Genomic DNA, 16959 nt, shown 5'->3' on the forward strand with positions numbered 1-16959 from the left:
AAACGGGGCTATCCAAGACGACTCCGACGCCGTGATCACACCAGACACCGCAAGATCATCTCAGCCGTGGCCAGCCGTTACGGGACAGCCCTTAGACAGCCAAGAGGGATCGCGCGTCCATCAGCGGGGACATCTCGTGTCCGCCAGCGGGGAGCCGATCAGACCGCCTGCGGGGAGCTTTGCACTTCCGCCGTCAGACCTGTGCACTGTCGAGGGACTTGAAGTCGCGTTCCTCGATCGGGTTCTGCGTATTCGTGGTCGTGGTCACATGATCGCCGAAACCGGGAGGGCAGTCCTCCAGGGAGATCAGACGCACCATCACCCGGCCGTATTGTGCGGTGTCGGGGTCGGCGGTGTACGCCCGATGGATGGCACTCACCGTCTGGGCACCGTTGACCACGCTGGCCCCAGTGAGCTGGAAGTCCCCGACCTTGCCGGGCACCGCCTTGCCGACCGGCTTGATCGTCTCGCAAAGCATGGTGATGCCATTGCTGAAGTACCAGAAGTGCTCCGGCTGCTCAAGCAGAGTGTTCCTGATCTTGATGTTGACGTCGGTCAGATCCAGGGAGTCACGGATGTTCCGCGCGAAGAGGCCGCGCCGGTGCTCACCGTAGAGGTCCGCAAGGTCGGGAACGGTCATGGTGCCGTACAGGGCCTTGTACGGAGTCGACTCCTGCACGAAGCCGTCCAGTCGAACCTTGGCGTCGATCCTCGGCGCCGCAGCGTCGCCGAGGATGGCACGGTGGAAGTCACGAAGGTCGAGGATCTTGTACTCGACCATTTCCTCGACCTGGTTCAGCTCCGCGACCTTCTCCTCCAGGAGCTCGCGGACGTCCTGGCTGATAGGAGCCGTCCGCATTAACGCGAGGACAAGCGTGATCTTCGGCGTGCCGACCTCGTACGCCCGCTCGATGTCGGGGACGAATGGCTGGAACCGGCTGTTGAACTTACTGAAGTGACGGTCGAGCATCAGGTTCAGGCCCTGGATCATCTTGTGAACCTCGGCCTCACCGAATCCGCCCTTGCCCTGGTCGCTCCACTTGGCCTGCACCAGACAGATTCGTGGCTGGGCGGATCTCAGTTCCACGGCGATGGAGTCCAGGCCGCGGTCATCCTGGCCGTCGAAGACGCTGACTGCCGCGGCACGGTCACTGCACGGGTGCTCGATCTGGACGGCGAGTGCGGCCAACCCTCGGCTAAGGAAAGCTTGATGCCGCTTCTCGTCGGATAACCGTGCTTGGTCCGTCATGTCGATGAGGCCGGTGAAGCGCTCCTCGATCGCCTTGCGGACGTACCCGACGTGCAGTTTACTCATGCCCCACTCCCGTCAACGCTCCTGGCCAACGAGACTCTATCGGGGGGAAAGAACCTTGGTGTTCCCGTTGCTTCACCCGTTGGCCGGGGGGACATTTCGCGTGGTCGTCGCAACGTTGCAGGGTTGATGGCGCGAGAGCGCTAGCGAAGGCAAGGGCTGGGGTCTGCCAGCGAAGGGTCTCGCGGGGTCGGTTACTGCGGTCCGTGGGGGCTCCATCCCCTGAGGTACGGCTTGAGTTCCTCCGGCGTGGGTTCGTGTGTGTGCGGCATCTCTGGGAGCCTGCACAAGGGGTCGATCGACCTCACGTACCCCCTTACCCATTGCAGCCAGCGTCGGGCCGATTCCAGAGCCGACTCGTCCGCAGCACCATCCAACTCGCCGATACGGCGTTCCAATGCCGTGCAGTACGCACTGAGCACGGCGGCCTCTTGCCAGCACCCGGCCTGTTCACGAAGCACCTGGGCAAGTTGCTCGCGGACAGCCTGTTCCCTCGCTATGTTCATGGCAACCTGCCAGCGGACCTCACGTTCTGCCCTGGCCTGCTGTTCATCCTGCCTGCGCCGAGTGTCCTCCCCCGATCGTGCCTCGATCTCTCCAAGGATCACACCCAGGGCTTCTCCAAGCGTCCGGGTCTTCCGATCCCGCCAGCGACCGGGCCGATCAGTCAGGCCATGGGCGATCTCTACGACGAGCCGAGCGGAGCGCTCCGGATCTGTGGACTCCGGGAGCTCCCGCCTGACGGTGACGGTGTACGCGAAGTCGTCCACAGCGACATCCACTCCCCCTTCGCGCGGGTAGAAGGACGACCCGGCCTTCCGCACCTCGTGGCCTCGCCGGACTGCCTCAGCCGCCAGTTCCCGCAACAGCAGGAGCGACCTCCGGCGCAATGCTGATGGCATCACCAACCGGCTCTCGTCGTCTTTGAGCGCGGTCACCATCGGATGCAGGTGCCCCAGTCGTGAGGGGACGGGAACCAGAGCAGCGGGGCTGCATAGCTCCGAGTCGCCGGTTAGCCAAACCGGCAATAGCGCGGAGGATTGACGGTCACCGCGATGAACTGCGCGTGCAACGTCCGTGAGCCGGCACGGGCTACCCGCCAAGAGAAAGAACTCGGAATGCACACGAAGATCGAAGGGACTCTGGGCCCTCGCTATAGCACGGATTGCATCCGCGCCACCTGGGGCGGAACTGGGAGCGTGGAGGATGCCTCAAGGGCGCTTGGATTCTCACGGGCCAAGGGATATGAGCTGATCCGCAGCGGGCAGTTTCCGTGCCGTGTGCTACGCATCGGCCGTAAGACGCGTGTCGTCACGGCGTCCCTACTCCGCGTCCTCGAAAGCGGAGATCCGGAGTATAACGATGCCCGCGCCGGATGCCGCCCAACGTCCTAAGACGGTGTCCTATGTGGTGAGGCGGAGCAGTCGCTTCTCCCCAGCGCAGCGAACGACGTCTCCGTGCCCAGCCGCTCGGGTTCGTCTCCCACGGTAATCAGCAGCGTGACTGCGCTGTCCGGGCTGATGCCCACCGGTACCAGTAGCTCTGGGGGTGGCGTTCGACGAGCCGGGCCAGGCATTGGTTTGGCTCGTCGATCTGCACGGTGAGCTGTTCGATGCGCTCGGCGAGCATGCGCAACGTCATGTGGGCGGCCTGGGCCACCGCGTCCTCGTCTCCCCACCGTCGGGTGGGCTGAGGCGCGCGCAGGTACGCAACAGCTCGGCGTTGCCGAGGGTCGACAGCCGTTCCCGCAGGGCGGGGTCGGCTATGACCAGGACGGCCTTGAGCTCGTTGATCGCCTGAGTGTGGGACTTGACCGCGGAGTCCTTGGCGTATTGACGGGGAGGCGTCACGCAAGGAGGTGGTGACCTAACCGGCTGCGGCAGCTGCGGCTCCTACTCCGTGATCAGCACCCCGATAGCCAACTCACCGGAAGAGAACTCCTGAACCTGCTTCGACTGCGGATCGACCCACGAAGGCGTCTGTACCTTCTGCGACCCGGCCGGCGCCCTCGTCCAGCGACTGCTACCAGATTCGTCTCGGCCCGTTCTGACCTTGACGTGCAGCCCCGCCTCAACTCGCGCTGAGGTTGAACGTCAAAGTCACAGCAGGTACGAGAAGCGCAGTGCCCCGCCGTCCTCGCGGTAGCGGCCCCGGCCGCGCTTTCCGTAGGGGTTGGGGAGCATCTGGATGACCATCTTGCTAGGGGTGAGGGCGTGTGTGACCACCAGGAGGCGCCAGCGGTCGTTGCCCGCGTGCTGGCGGGCCGCGCGGACCTCGCTCTCTCCCAGCTCGAAGCGGCCGCCTTCGCCTGCGGTCGCCTTCACCTCGTACAGGTAGGGCCGACTGCCGGAGCCGACCCGAAAGTCGAAGCCTAGGCCGTCGTCGCCGGACGGGCCGGGGAAGGCTTTGCGGCGGTTGCCCGACACCCAGGCAGTCTCGTCCACGCGGTCCGGGTAGCGCGCACACAGCCACTGGTACGCGTACCACTCGCCCACGTACCCGATGGCCTCCCGCTGGGCCGTGGTCAGCCCGCTGTCCGTGCTGCCCCCATACCGCAGCCCGCGCGTGCGACCGGTGGCCTGGGTGCGCCCGGTCTGGGGACGGGGGTCCGTAAAGCGGAGAGGCCCGGCGGCGGTGATGCCTGGCGCCGAGCCGCTCTGCAGGACCCGGTCAAGTTCGCGGGTGAGGGCGGTGAAGTCGCCGGAGTACACGTCGAAGTCGCGGCCGCCGACGGAGATCGACCTCCGTTTTCGCTCCCGTTCGCGGCGCTCGTGTTCCGCCGCGTTGCGCACCCGGTCCAGGTCGGCCTCGGACAGCCCGTGCCGTTCGGGATCCGTCGCCACCGCCATCCCGTCGGGCCACTGGCCGAGGGCCGCCAGCCAGCCGACGACGTCGATGGGGGACAGAGGTCGGAAGTCCAGCGCGCCCGCGGCCTCCAGCCGCGTGGTGACCTCCTCGGCGGGCTCGGCTCCGGTCAGGGCCGCGGGCAACGAGTGTCCGGCCGCCCTGACCAGGACCGCGAGGTCGGCGGCCAGGCCGGTGATCGTACGAAGGTTCGCGCCGCGTACCTGGTCGAGGGCGGGCAGGCGTTCGCCGGACCGGGGCAACGGCACCGGGCGGCCCATGCGCAGCGCCAGCTGCTCCTCCACGTGCGCCTCCAGGATCCCCGTGTCGGCCGTGTCCACGGTGTACGCCCATGCCTCCGGCGCGGTGATCCAGTCCAGGGCTCGGACCGAGGGCCAGTCGGGCATCGGACGGCGTGCGTCGAAGTCCTCCAACACTGCCCAGCGCAGCCAGTTGACGAGCTCCTTCTTGCGCAGGTCCAGGTAGGTGCGAAGCGCCTCCCCGTGCTCGGCGGCGTGGCTGATCGGTTCCAGGGGTGGGCTCATCGTGGGCAGGGTGTCGTTCAGCTCGGCGAAACCGATGCCCAGGTCGCGCCGCAGTTCGTCCGTACCGCGGGCCGCGCGGGCTCTGGCGATGAATTCGGATGCGGGGACCGGGAGCTTGGCGGCGTACTCCTCGAGGTGAGTCTGGAAGTCCCGGGTGTCGCCCGGCGGCGGCAGGAGCAGCGAGTTCGCCGTCTCCGTGCCGAGCAGGTGGACGAGGAAGGGCCGGCAGCGCTCCAGGACCACGCCGATGGCACCGTCGATCCGGCGGCGTGTCTCCTCGACCTGGTGGACTGTGACTTCCAGGGCGTCGGCGAGCTCCTCCTGGCCCGGGTCGCGCAGGTCGGCGTGGCGGGAGGCGAGCTGGTGGGCGGCGAGGCGCAGCCGGTCGCCGAACTCCCGCCGTCCCAGCAGCTCGGCGACCGCCACCACGATGCGGGTGGTCTCGGACCAGGCCGGCTCGCCTGCCGGGGCGAGGACGAGCGGATGCTTCGGATCGGGCAGCGGCAGGACTCCGCCGAGGCGGCCCGGCAACGTCACGGGCCGGCCGTCGAGCTCGATGTCCCAGGAGCGGTAGCGGTGCAGACGTACGCTCCGGACCAGGGACGTCAGCTCGCTCAGCTCGGCCTCGCTCGCCCGGGGACCACGCGCCAGGTGGTCGCACAGGACGCCCACGGCCAGCGTGAGCCAGGGCAGTTGCTGGGCCAGTCGTTCTCCCATGCTTGCGGGGTTAACCCGTGTACCGTCCACGATCACCGTGAACATCAGGTCGTCGGTGTGCCGGACGGTAGTGGGGTGGTCGGCCGTCAGCAGCTCGGCGGCTTTCGCAGAGACACCGGGAAGGGTGAGCAGGGGGCGCGCCATCTCCCGTATCAGCAGGGCCGTCAGGCTGTCGCGTTCACCGCTGATGTAGAGCACGGTCCCGGCATCACCATCGCCATCGCTCTCCCTGCCGTCCAGGGCGGACAGCGGTACGCTGATCAGCCGGTCCTCGGACTCAGCGAGCAGACTGGCGCCCTCGGGCAGTGCGGGACGGGGCCGCCGTACGAGGTGCCTCCAGGCGCGTTCGTTGGCGCGCTGCGCGGCGGGCCGGTCCTCGGTCCCCAGCGCGCCCTCCGCCGCGAGCCGTCCCAGCGCGGCGATGAGGCGGTCGCTGTCCCGGGGGTCGTCCCAGGTCGGCAGCCGCATTTCCCGCAGGCGGTCGCCCGCCTTCCCGCGTTCCAGAAGGTGGCGCAGCCGATGGTCGACGGTCGGCGCGTACGAGGGCTCCTCCTCCAGCCCGGGCGGGCAGTGCCAGGCGTCGGCCGGCCGGACGAACCGGACGGCCCGGTCGCGGCCCCGCACCGGGAGCCACGGCTGCTCCTGGACGAAGGCGCCGAGCGGGGTCGGGACCCGTTCCCTGTCCGGGGAGCTCTGGCTGCCGGCACTGGTCCAGATGCTGGCGAACCTCGCGTCGTTCCAGCTGGCCAGGCCATGCAGGACAAGCCGTGCGTACGCCAGCCGGGCCGCCTGGCCGAGGCGTCCGACGATGTCCTGGCCGGGGAGCTGCCAGGCGGAGGTTCCCCGGTACGGCGTCCGGGGGTAGCAGACACCGGGCCAGTGGACGTACGGCTCCCACTGCTCCTGCACCTCGGCAGACACCTTCGCCATGCGGACCAGCTGCCGAGCGCTGAGCTCCCGACCTTGCTCTACCCAGCTCAAGGCGTCGGAGGACGTGACCGGGACCAGCCCATCGGCCACCCCGGCCTCCAGCAGGAACGCCCGCCACTCCTCAATCTCGCCCCGCTTGGCGAACTCCTCGGGCGCGGCAAGGAGGCGTCCGGCGATCGCCTTGAGGCTCTTCGACACGTCTTGCCCGGCGGCGACCACCGCCGTCAGGTCCTCACCTATGGACACGCGGCCCCAGCCCCGGCCGAAGACGGCGCCGCTCGCCTTGATCAGCCGGCCGTCCGCCGACGGTACGTACAGTCCGAGCGAGGAGATCTCCGTCCCGCCCAGCGAACGCCGCGGCTGCCACAGCCGGAAGACGAACCGCAGGGTCTGGAGCCGCAGCCGACGATCGGTGCTCGCGCTGAGCGCCTGCCGTACGTGGTCCAGCAAGCCCCTCGTGTCGTACGGCCGGACGAGCCCCTCCTGCTCGAGGAAGGCGCGGGCGGACCGCCCGCGCGTACGCTCGCCGCGGTCCTTCCAGACCAGCCCGGGGTGCAGAGAGAACAACCGCTTGCCGAGCAGGGCAGGGACGGACGGGGCCTCGGTCGGGTTCGCCTCCGTACGCACCGGCTGGAAGAACGCCTCACGGCGGACACCCTGACCGCTCGGCTTGCCCTGTGTACGGGTACTTGTGCCCGTACCCGCCCTGCCGAGGGGACGGTTGGTGTACCGCAGTGTGCAGTCCTCCGCGAGCAGCAACTGCCTGCCGTGCAGGACATGCCCGTCGTCTTCGAAGAGGGCGGCCAGATCCTCGTAGAGCGCGCTCCACTGCTCTGGGGACTCACCGGGCCGGGGTAGGGGAAGGCCCCCGACGATCCGTTCCACGTACTCGGCGAAAATCTCCGGGCCCGGCTCCCACGGGCACGCGAGGGCCTTGCACAGGGTGGCCAGCCGTTTCAGCCGGCCCCCGCCGATCTCAGGGTCCGCCACCACGATCCCGGCCTCGTGCGCGCGGTGTGCCGTGAGAACGGTCAGGTCAAGGTCCGACCACAGGACCGCGCCCCGAGGCGGCGCCCAGCCCGCCTCCGGCGGGGCGCCGTCCGCGGCGAGGACGGGCACGAGCGGTACGTCGGCAAGTTCGCTCCCGTGCACACGCAGAGCCGCCGTGCGGAGCCGCCCCGCCGAGCCCTTCTCACTCTCCCAGCTCACCAAGTCCACGGCCAGCTGCCGCATAGACAACTCGGGCACGGTACGCAGTACCGCGGCGGCCTCCAGACAGGTCTCGGCGACCGCGTCGAGCAGCAGCACGTTGAGGGGGTTGTCGGGGGGAAGCCCGGTGCGATCGAACTTGGTGAAGAACGGGGCGTTCACGTGTCCCGGAACGGCGCGGCCTGGTCCTCGCCCATCGGCAGAAAGGTGTAGATCTGCCCGCGTAGCGGTCGGCGCAGGGCGGGCAGCGGGAGTGCGACCTCGACGACAGCGGACCGCTTCCACTCCTGCCACGTGTCGTCGAGGAGTCCGGAACCCACGGCCTCGGCGAGGGTGCTGTTCAGCCGTTCCTTCTCCACGGTGCCCCGGGCTACGAGAAAGGTGCCGGACGGCCCCAGGTCCACGGTCGCGCAGGAGACGGTGAATCCGTGCCCTGCGCCGTCCTGCGCAACGGCGAAGCGCTCCTCGGAGCGGGTCAGTTCGTGCAGCTCGAGCGTCTCGTGACCGTCGTCCAACTCGCCTGCCTCGCCACCGGCGGCCCGCCGTTCCAGCGTCAGGCCAGCCAGCCGGTCGAGGAACAGCATCACGGGTACCTTCGCCTCCGCGAGCTCGCGCATCCGCAGCCGGACCTCGGCCCGGGCGGCCTCGCTCAGCAAGGGCAGCCGGACGATGGTTACGTACCCCTGGGCAGCGAGCTGCCGACAGGTCGCGGGCACATCGTCCAGCGGCAGCGGCGCCTGGAGCGGCGGATACTTGGCAGCCACCTCATGGGCGTTGTCCTCACCGGCGAGGAACTCCTCCACGTCGGCCCTCTGCGCGAAGCGGAAGCAGTACCCGTCCAATTCCGGGCCGAGCGGGCTGTCGGGGTCCGCGCTGTAGATCTCGGGTGCCTCGCTGATCAACAGGATGCTGCGGAACCCGACGCCCTTGTTCCCGATGCCCTCGCCGACCTCCTTCGAGCTCTGGGCGAGCTCGCAGATCCGTTCGACGTTCCGCCAGGTGAAGGGTGTGCCGCCGTTGGCGACGTACAACGTCCCCCACTCGCCCTCCGCCTCGTCCAGCAGGACGTGGACCCGTCCGTCGCGGCGGTCCTCCGGATGCGCGTCGTAGCCGTTCTGCAGCAACTCGAAGAGCGAACGGCCGGCGTACTCCCGCGCGCTCGTGTACGACACGGCGTTCACCTGCCGTGCCATGCGCAGGACTTGCTCCGAACGGGCCCCCTCCAGCACGGAACGGCCGTACTCCCGCAGCTGCTCGGCCCGGGCGTTCCTCGCCATGGTCCTCCCCTCACCTCAGCGTGAAGAGGACGGTATCCCGCCGCACTGACATCGCGGGGCGCGAGGGACCACCTCATATTGGGGTTGTGAACACACGGTCTGCAATACGAGGCCGAACGGCCGGAGCAGCGCCTGGAACCAGGACATCAGGTAGGCAGGGGCAGGAGTTGAGGTACCGGGCAACCCCGCCCCGACTTCAGGATTTCGCGAACTCAGTGGCATCCCCGGCATCTTCTGTGGCAGGCTTCCGCGTGCCAGCAACGGGATCTCGCTCGTAGCCAGATCACCAGCTGCGCTTTAGCCAAGGAGTCTGCGGACGCACCCCGGCCACCGGCTTGTCTCTCACCTCATCTTTCACGTAGCAGGCACGAGTCTGCGGCGGTGTTCCCTACCATGCCCGCACTCGTTGCCCGTGCACCACACGGAGGCTCAGCCATGCCGGCACATTCCGCACCGTCGCATCTCTTCTTCCTGCCCCAGCCCAAGGGCAACGGTGCCATCCTTTTCAGCATGCGGGGGACACCCCGCGGACCGGAACTCTCGAAGATCGGGACGTTCGAAGATCACGACGAATCCCAGCTGCTCGCCGCCACGCTCAACGCGGCTCTCCAGGGAGGAGTAGGCGCCCTCGCGAAGGTTCACGGGTGCTCAGCTTCCCTGCCTGGCCCCCTCAGGAAGGCGATCACTGACATCGCGGATGAGATCGAGCACACACACCGTGACGCTCCACGAGCCCGGGCTGCGCGCAGGGCCGCGCGGGCCGTCACGGAGAACCTGGGACAGCTCAACGCGGCCGTGTTCTCGCTTTTCAGCGCATCCGACTGCGGGAGCTGCCTAAGCTGCGGCTGCAATGTTGCCGAGGACTGCGCGAAGTGCGCCGTCTGCGGCTCGTCCCCTCGGGGCCGCGGCTGTGGGGACTGCGGCAGCGTTGGGGTAACGCCCAGGACCGCATTCGTTCTCCATCGGCAGCTGAGGGACCTTGCGGACAAGACGTACCGTGCCGCTTATGACCCCGACTTCTGGGAGCACAGCGTTCCGGTCAGCGCGGGGACTCAGTCGGACTGGTTCCTTCTTCACTGCGCTCGCGCGTACGACGACCTCGCGGCCGATCTACTTGCCGGCGGTATCCCGGAGCCGCGCTGTCTGGCCGAGAGCGTGCTATTCGGCTACGCCGTGGATGGCATCGGCGGGTTCAGTATCGAGTCCGTCCACGCGGACGAGGTCTATCAGACCCTTCCGACCTCTCGGTTCGACTTTGACTGGGAGTTCCTCGCTAATGAGAGCGGGCTGCTCGACGTCAGCGACAGGGCGCACGACTTCCTGGAAGCAGACGTGGCCGAAGAAGACCTGTGGGACGAGTGGTTCAAGCCTTACACGGACGTCGAGCCCCGGGCCACGACTCGCGGGTTCTGCTGCTGACGGTCGCCCGAACCCAAGCCATCGCTGGAACGGGCGTCCAGTCTGCTCGACTGGGCGCCCGCCCACGAGGTCTCCATAACGAGCGAGCCACCGAGGAGCGCTGACCGAGCCGGCGGCGCGCCGGTACCCTGAAGGGCACCACGATCATGGTCGACGGCACCCGACCCCTGGCGCCGTACGAGCGGATCTCCGCTGAGGAGTTCGCGGCCTACGAGCTGACCTCGATCGAGGACTCCACGGACGAGGACTGCGCGACCGGCGCCTGCCCGGTTCGGGTTGATGGGGCTATTTGAATTTGCTTCTGGCCGCGATTTCGTGAATGATCTTGGACTTCTGGCTTGGCCTGCCGAGCTCTTGCTCCCGATCAGAAAACGGCACTGTTCTGAGGTGGCGGAGTCGCCCGCCTCCCCCGTGTCCAGCCGGGGCTCCCCGCCAAGGGCGCCTTCGGCGTCACTCACGCGATGGTGGCTTCGCCCCCGTGCTGTCAGTGCCGCCTCCTACAGCGCTTCCATGTCTGACAACGAACGGCCGCCGCATCGCAGGCTGGTGGAGGCCGTGTATCCCGCCGGCACCCACCTCGACTACTCCCGCGCCGGTCCCCTTCGGCGTGGCCGACGACGGCGAAGACCGGAGCGACCTCGCCACCCTGTCGTGCACCGCGGCTCCTTCGCTGGCCGGCCCTGCGACCGAGAGGCACAGACCGCGCGCGTCCTGAGGGGCGACCAGCGATGGCCCCAAGCTCTGGACGGTCGTTGCCCGCAACCGCCTTGGCCGGGATCAGGATCGCCCCGTCGTGAATAGTTGCAGTGAACTGTTCACTACGTTTTGCTTCCGGTATGGCACAGTCCCTCCGCCCCCAGGCCCTGCAACGCCAACGACTGTTCAGAGACATGAGCGTGGAACAGCTCGCCGACGCTGTAGGGGTTACGCCACGCGCTGTACGCCACTGGGAAGCGGGAACACGGACTGTTGGTGACCGAGCTTTCGGCCGATTGCTAGAGGTTCTGCGATGTGGTGCGCAGGATCTGACAGGGCGCGAACCGGGTACCGAGAATCTGGCCGACTTGCGTCGTGATGCTGGCTTGAGCACGGAAGAAGCCGCCTCAGCTCTACGACGCAAGCGTGGTGCGCACGGCCTACGTATCAGCGCCGAGAAGATCCGCGATCTTGAACGCGGCAGACGTGTGCGCGGCTGGATGTGGGGATCTCCCGAGACCCTGGGGAGGGTGGCGCACATGATCGCCCAGGTCTATAAAGTCCCCGACCGGGTGGTAATGGATGCCTGGCGCCGCAGCCGCCCGGAGGACCCCCTTCCAGTGCTTCCCGTCCGACGTCCCCGTCAGCCTTCCGAGGAGTCGATGGCTGTATGGAGGGCCCTCAACAAGCGGCAACGTACCTATCTGACGTGCATCTTCCGTCACGATCAGGAGGTAGAGGAAGAACAGCGGCAGGCCCGCTTGGTGGGAGCGGAACAGCGACCGGCAGCCGAGTGGCGGCGCATGACGTTGGCGGTCTCCGCCTCGTCTGATGTAGTCGGGTACACCCGCATTCAGGAGGGGCTGCGCGCAGCGGGGGTACATGACCCAGGAGCTGGATCGTCGGTGGCCGCTTTGGAGCGGCGTGGCCTGATCGTCGTGTACCGGGACCGGCTGTATGTCGACGGTCTGGGGGATATCCCCCGTACCCGGGTGGAGATGACCCGGCACGGGCGAGCGGTGGCCCGTGCGGCCCTCGGGGCTCCCCGGGAAGCAGGACCACCTGCGCCGCTGCTGTCGTTGTGGCTCTGGAAGATCATGGTCCGGGTCGCGCGCGCCGGAGCGCAGGGGGTGGACGGCAGCCTCGCCGGGCGTGGGCCGCATTACCTGGCGGTGGGGCAAAGCCCTGATGGACGGACCCCGAGCCGGGGCTTCATCGTGTTGCGGCACCCCGGCGGAGTGACTCACGGACCGTACCGGTGGTTCCTCACCGACTCCGGGCGAAGCCACATCGCCGACCACCTCGACGCCTACCGCGGCCTGTATCCCAGCATCGACACCGAGGGCCTCGACGAGAGCTCTGGCTGAACTCCCCTCCGGATTCCCAGGGCCCATTGTCAGTGGCCTGCCGTATGGTCCGGCACGTGATGCAAGCTGACGACACAACGGACATTCAGCAGACTCACGCACTGCTGGAAATCGTCAAGGCGTTCGCCGTGTGCGAGCACGCGATGGTCGGCGAGGGACTGGACGGGCCGAGACGCCTGGACCGCCTCATGGAGGCCCACGGCATCCTGATGGCGGCATGCGGCCCGGGGCACCTGATCCTGTTCGACGAACTGATGGGCAGGCTCACTGGCGACCGGGCTGGCTCCCTGGAAGGGCTGCTGCCCGACTGGATCGACAGCGAGGCTCTCGCTGGCGTGCGGCTCATGGACAGCGAGGGCGTTGCCACGGAGGACGGGTTCGACTTCCGGCACGAAGCCCAGCGCGTCCTGCGGGCCGCGCAGAAGGTCGGGAAGTTCACCGGGCAGGTAACGAAACCGAAGCTGGATGACGAGTACAGCCAGGAAGCCGTCTTCAGCGCGATCAAGGGCTCCTTCTACCAGAGGCACCGCACCACTCTGGTTGAGAACCCGACGGTGCCGACGGGCAGTCTCACGGAGCTCAAGCTGCCCTCCCGGGCGAACGACTTCTACAAGCCGATCGCCCAGTACGCGCAGTTCAACGGCTGGTGGTGGCCCTGCCCCGCCTGCAAGTGGCCGATGAAGGTGACAACTGCCCGCACCGGCGCGCGCACAAGGGGAAGGGTGCGGTGTCTGTACCCCTGGCACGAGGAGACGGGCGCGTCGTACGAGTTCGTCGTGACCGCCCGGAAGAAGTCGGCCCCCGAACTGAGTCCGACGTTCGAATGCCGGGTCCCGTCCGGCCGGTTCGCACGCCTATGGACCGGGGCCGTACCGCACGTGCCGCAGGCTAAGCCGGCCGCAGAGTACATGGCGCTGGTACGGCCGGTGTGGCGCTACACCGTCATCCCTGGCCTACCCGAACTGGCCCTGCACCGAGCCGCCGCGGCGGCCCTGGAGGGAACCGCCTGGACATCACATCTGTGGCCCAACGGGGACCAGTGTGACCTGTGGATCACCCGCGAAGGAAGCGAACAGCCGCACTTTCCTGCTGACTTCAAGGACTACACCTGGCCGAATCACCTGGTCAGCAAACTTCATATGGACGGCGGCGATAAGGGCGGCGCCGAGTACCTGGTAGTGCCCGACCATCGCCAGGACCAGGTGGCCCAGCTCCACGCGGTGTGCCGCACATACAGGATGAAGGCGGCGATGACCGCGACGGACTACCTCGAGATGGTCATCACGCAGATCAAGGAGGGCAAGGCGTGAGCGGGGAGATGACGGGTAAGGAAGCCGGCCTGGCTGGAGCACTCGCTCTGGCCGCGCACTACTTTCCCCGCAAGGACGACGAGGGGCGCATCCTGGCCGGCTTCGAAGAAGCCACGTTCTTCGCCCACCGCAAGCCGCAGGCATGGTCGGAGTGGGCGAGCTTGCCAGTGGCCGAGCGGAACCTGATCCGTCAGGTGATGGCCTTGATGGCTCCCGAATGGACGGATGAGAAGAAACTCAAGGCCGCCGTCCTCGCGCTCCTAGGCACCCTGGCCCCCGATCCCGACCTCGCGGACAGGTCGGGAGGTTCGCTGCGGCTGCCGGCCGGAGACCCACAGCTGGCCGAGGCGGTGATCCCCAGGGTGGGAGGGGATTTCCTCGGCTACGCACAACGCGTCACCGGGCCGTTCTTCACCTTCGGCAAGCGCCCCAAGGCACAGGCGTTCGCGGGCCCAGGGACCCTCAAGACGAGGACGGCCTACCTGGGCCAAGAGCACGGCACGACCAGTAGAGAGATCCATATCCAGGCGACTCCCGGCTTCCTTGAAGCGCCCGGCCACGAGGTGCTCCCGCAGGTGCACACTCGCCCGCAGCGCGACCGGGTCGCGCCGACAGTGAACCAACTCCTGGATGTCGCCAAGATCCTTAGCGGCCAGGACAAGAGCGTCGCCTACCTGCACAAGGTGCTCAAGCGCTTCTTCAAGGCAATGAAGACGACCGACGGCGAGCTGACCGAACTGGACCTGACGTCCGGAGACCTGCAGGTCCTCAACGCCCCCACGGGAAGCGGCAAAACGGTACTCGTACGGGTCATGGCGTCCTGGGCAGCGCTCAACGACCGGCGAATCGCCCTCGCCGTCACCGATGTCCGCGCCACCCTGGACATGGCCTGGGACATCAACAACGACCTGGCCTATCTGCACAAGAACAAGCACCTAGCCGAGCCCGCTCACTGCACTCCGCTGATGTCCCCGTCGAGCATGCACCGGCGGGCCATGGACTACGCCGCCCTGGGTACCTCCACCCAGATCGACGAATGGGACCGGCGCGCCAGGACCGACATCGCATTGCTGTCGGCCGGCTGCGCGCAGCGGGCGTTGATGGACCCGCCCACCCTGTATCCGTACGGGGAGGAGAACTGCACCTCGCTGACCTCTCCGGCCACCGGCTCCACCCGGCTCACCTGCTCCTTCGCCCCGGTGTGCGGCAAGTTCCAGCAGTTCTACCGGGCCACCGACGCGGCCGTGATCGTCACCAACCACGCCAACCTCCTAGAAGGCCGCACACGCATCGGTGTCGTCCTGGACGGGCAGGAGTTCCGCGGCAAGGCACGTGGCACCAGGGGCATGAGCGTGCTGGAGATGACGCTGCGCGCCTGCGATGCGCTGGTGATCGATGAGATCGATGCCTTCCAGACGGCCGCCATCAGCCGCTGTACCTCGGAGCTCACTCTGGCTTCCCGGAAACGGACGACCGCGTTGCGGGAGATCGACTCGGACGCCAGGAACCTGCCCGTCGTCCATGAGATGTCCCTTGCAGCGCCGGTCAGCCACGCGCGGCTCATGGCCGAGATGCTGCTGCTGTGGCTCTGCTCAGGCAGCGGGCTCAGGCTGAACCCGGGCAACGAGGCGGACAGCCCTGACGGGGCCAGCCGCGACAACACCGGCTGGCGCCTGGCCCGCTCGAGGGACCGTGAAATCCTTCAGCTCCTGTTCCCCCACCAGACCGCGGCCGCCGACGTTCCGCCCGAGCTGTTCGCCTTCCTCGACGAGATCATGCCCGCCCGCTGGTACGCGGCCGGACCGGATGAGGAGGCCAAGCTTCCCGACGGAGCCGACTGGGACGCCATCCAAACAGCCCTGACGATCCTCACCGCGCAGCGCGGCCAGGACCACCTCACCGACACTCGCGACGCGATGCGCACGCTCCTGCGTGAGCTCGTGCCCGATGCGCATCAGCAGGCCGCCGTGGTGAACCTGTTGATCACCCGCACCGTGCTACGGGAACTCGACAGCGCGCTAGACGAGCTGCGCATGCAGGCCCAGACCCTGCGCTATCTCGACCTGGGATCGGTCCGCAAGATCCTTGAAAGCATGCGCAGCAGCACGGTCGCCACCCTCTACCCCCTGGCCATGCTGGGCCGCTCCATCCACGGCTACCAGGTCAAGGGCATGGACAAAAAGGAGCAGGAAGCGGAACTCCTGTCACGTTCTTTCGGCGGCGATCCGCACACCTTCGTCAGCGAACTCGGCGGCCTCACCGCCCTGCTGGCGGCCGGCGTGCAGCGTCCCGTCATGGGCCTGTCCGCCACCGCCTACCTACCACAGGCCGTACAGGAACACATCCATGCCCCGGTCCGCTGGTGGCTCCCCGACACCCGTCCGGAGTCCATCGTCACCCTCGCCACGCCTGTACGGGGCAGCAGCGGGGATGCCATGAGGATCGGGGGTCTCCCGCCAGAGCTGAAGCCCAACGCACTGCGCGATCTCGGCCGGGGCCTGTACGAGCAGCAGCTCGCCAAGCGCCTGGCCCGCCTGGAGAAGCACGAACCGGAACGGGCCCGCGTCATCCTCGCCGTCAACTCCTATGAGCAGGCCGCCTACCTCGCCTCCGGGGTGGCACAGGCCGACGGGCTGAACCACCGGATCTGCCTGCTGGTGAAGAAGCCGGAGAAACAGAACTACGAGGAGCACCTACCTGCCCACGTGGACCGGATGGTCCGCGAAGAGCTCAAGGAGTTCCCCGACCGCGGAGAGATCCTTATCGCCCCCCTCGCCGTCATCGGCCGGGGCCTGAACATCGTCGTCGGAACGCGCTCGGCAGTCCGCGACATCTATCTGTGCGTCCGGCCTGTCCTGAGCATCGAGGACACCGACTGGCTGCACGCAAGCGTCAACGCCGCCGGTTACAACACCCTTCCCGCCGGCGGCAGCGACGAGCCCTTGGCCGTCCTGCGCGCAGCAGGCGAAGCCTCCTGGAAGCAACTCACCAAGATCCTTCGCTCCCCGGCCCGGTTCTCCAACATGGACCACGACCTGCGCAAGGAACTCGTCGCAGGAATGCTCGTCCTGCTCATCCAGCTCGCCGGCCGTGCCCGGCGGGGCGAGACCGACATGACCCTCCACATCGTGGACCACTCCATCCACGACAAGAAGTTCAGCTCCGACCTGGCCACGATCATCGAACAGATCTACCGCGACTGGACTCCGAAACAGCGCGACATCATGAATGAGCTCTACGGTCAAGCGCTTCAGGCATTCCTGACCTATGCAGGGCTCGACCGCGAGATGCTCTGAACTGACCACTCCCGTCTCCGCTTTGCCGCGGCGGAGA

Annotated in this window: 11 protein-coding genes and 1 pseudogene; 7 read left to right on the forward strand and 5 right to left on the reverse strand. The window is 67.6% G+C overall.

The features are described from left to right. Positions 1-193 precede the first annotated feature (193 nt). Both ACZ7D7_RS29355 and ACZ7D7_RS29360 read right to left on the reverse strand, forming a co-directional pair. A complete protein-coding gene (locus ACZ7D7_RS29355; RefSeq protein WP_470828210.1) occupies positions 194-1315 on the reverse strand; it encodes an AIPR family protein in 1122 nt (373 codons plus the stop codon). A gap of 191 nt (positions 1316-1506) precedes the next feature. Continuing rightward, positions 1507-2253 carry a hypothetical protein gene (locus ACZ7D7_RS29360; protein ID WP_470828211.1) on the reverse strand — a complete coding sequence of 249 codons (747 nt, stop codon included), beginning with the start codon at positions 2251-2253 and terminating at the stop codon, positions 1507-1509. 177 nt (positions 2254-2430) lie between these two features. Here ACZ7D7_RS29360 and ACZ7D7_RS29365 point away from each other — a divergent pair, with 177 nt between their 5' ends. Then, positions 2431-2706: a helix-turn-helix domain-containing protein gene (locus ACZ7D7_RS29365; RefSeq protein WP_470828213.1), complete on the forward strand. Its 276-nt coding sequence runs from the start codon at positions 2431-2433 to the stop codon at positions 2704-2706. 97 nt (positions 2707-2803) lie between these two features. Here ACZ7D7_RS29365 and ACZ7D7_RS29370 read toward each other — a convergent pair whose 3' ends face one another. The 3 genes from ACZ7D7_RS29370 to ACZ7D7_RS29380 form a co-directional block, all read right to left on the reverse strand. Continuing rightward, a complete protein-coding gene (locus ACZ7D7_RS29370) occupies positions 2804-2971 on the reverse strand; it encodes a hypothetical protein (protein ID WP_470828214.1) in 168 nt (55 codons plus the stop codon). Between the two features lie 440 nt (positions 2972-3411). Continuing rightward, positions 3412-7719 (reverse strand): protein NO VEIN domain-containing protein, encoded by a 4308-nt coding sequence (locus ACZ7D7_RS29375; protein ID WP_470828215.1) that lies wholly within the window; start codon positions 7717-7719, stop codon positions 3412-3414. Further along, a complete protein-coding gene (locus tag ACZ7D7_RS29380; RefSeq protein ID WP_470828217.1) occupies positions 7716-8834 on the reverse strand; it encodes a sacsin N-terminal ATP-binding-like domain-containing protein in 1119 nt (372 codons plus the stop codon). Before ACZ7D7_RS29380 ends, ACZ7D7_RS29375 begins: the two co-directional genes overlap by 4 nt. Before the next feature lie 435 nt (positions 8835-9269). Here ACZ7D7_RS29380 and ACZ7D7_RS29385 point away from each other — a divergent pair, with 435 nt between their 5' ends. From ACZ7D7_RS29385 to ACZ7D7_RS29410, 6 genes and pseudogenes are all read left to right on the forward strand, one after another. Next, entirely contained in the window at positions 9270-10253 is a 984-nt protein-coding gene (locus ACZ7D7_RS29385; protein WP_470828218.1) for a hypothetical protein, read from the forward strand. Positions 10254-10399: 146 nt separating this feature from the next. Further along, a complete protein-coding gene (locus tag ACZ7D7_RS29390; protein WP_402424615.1) occupies positions 10400-10546 on the forward strand; it encodes a hypothetical protein in 147 nt (48 codons plus the stop codon). Between the two features lie 543 nt (positions 10547-11089). Continuing rightward, a pseudogene (locus ACZ7D7_RS29395) lies at positions 11090-11266 on the forward strand (helix-turn-helix domain-containing protein); the annotation flags it as partial. Positions 11267-11854: 588 nt separating this feature from the next. After that, a complete protein-coding gene (locus ACZ7D7_RS29400; protein WP_470828482.1) occupies positions 11855-12316 on the forward strand; it encodes a hypothetical protein in 462 nt (153 codons plus the stop codon). A 59-nt stretch (positions 12317-12375) separates the two neighbouring features. Further along, positions 12376-13626, forward strand: coding sequence for a restriction endonuclease-related protein (locus ACZ7D7_RS29405; protein WP_392708826.1), 1251 nt, complete (start codon positions 12376-12378; stop codon positions 13624-13626). Beyond that, a complete protein-coding gene (locus ACZ7D7_RS29410; protein WP_470828219.1) occupies positions 13623-16922 on the forward strand; it encodes a hypothetical protein in 3300 nt (1099 codons plus the stop codon). Before ACZ7D7_RS29405 ends, ACZ7D7_RS29410 begins: the two co-directional genes overlap by 4 nt. The last annotated feature ends 37 nt before the right edge of the window (positions 16923-16959 follow it).

The sequence above is a fragment of the Streptomyces sp. NPDC037054 genome (assembly GCF_055606745.1).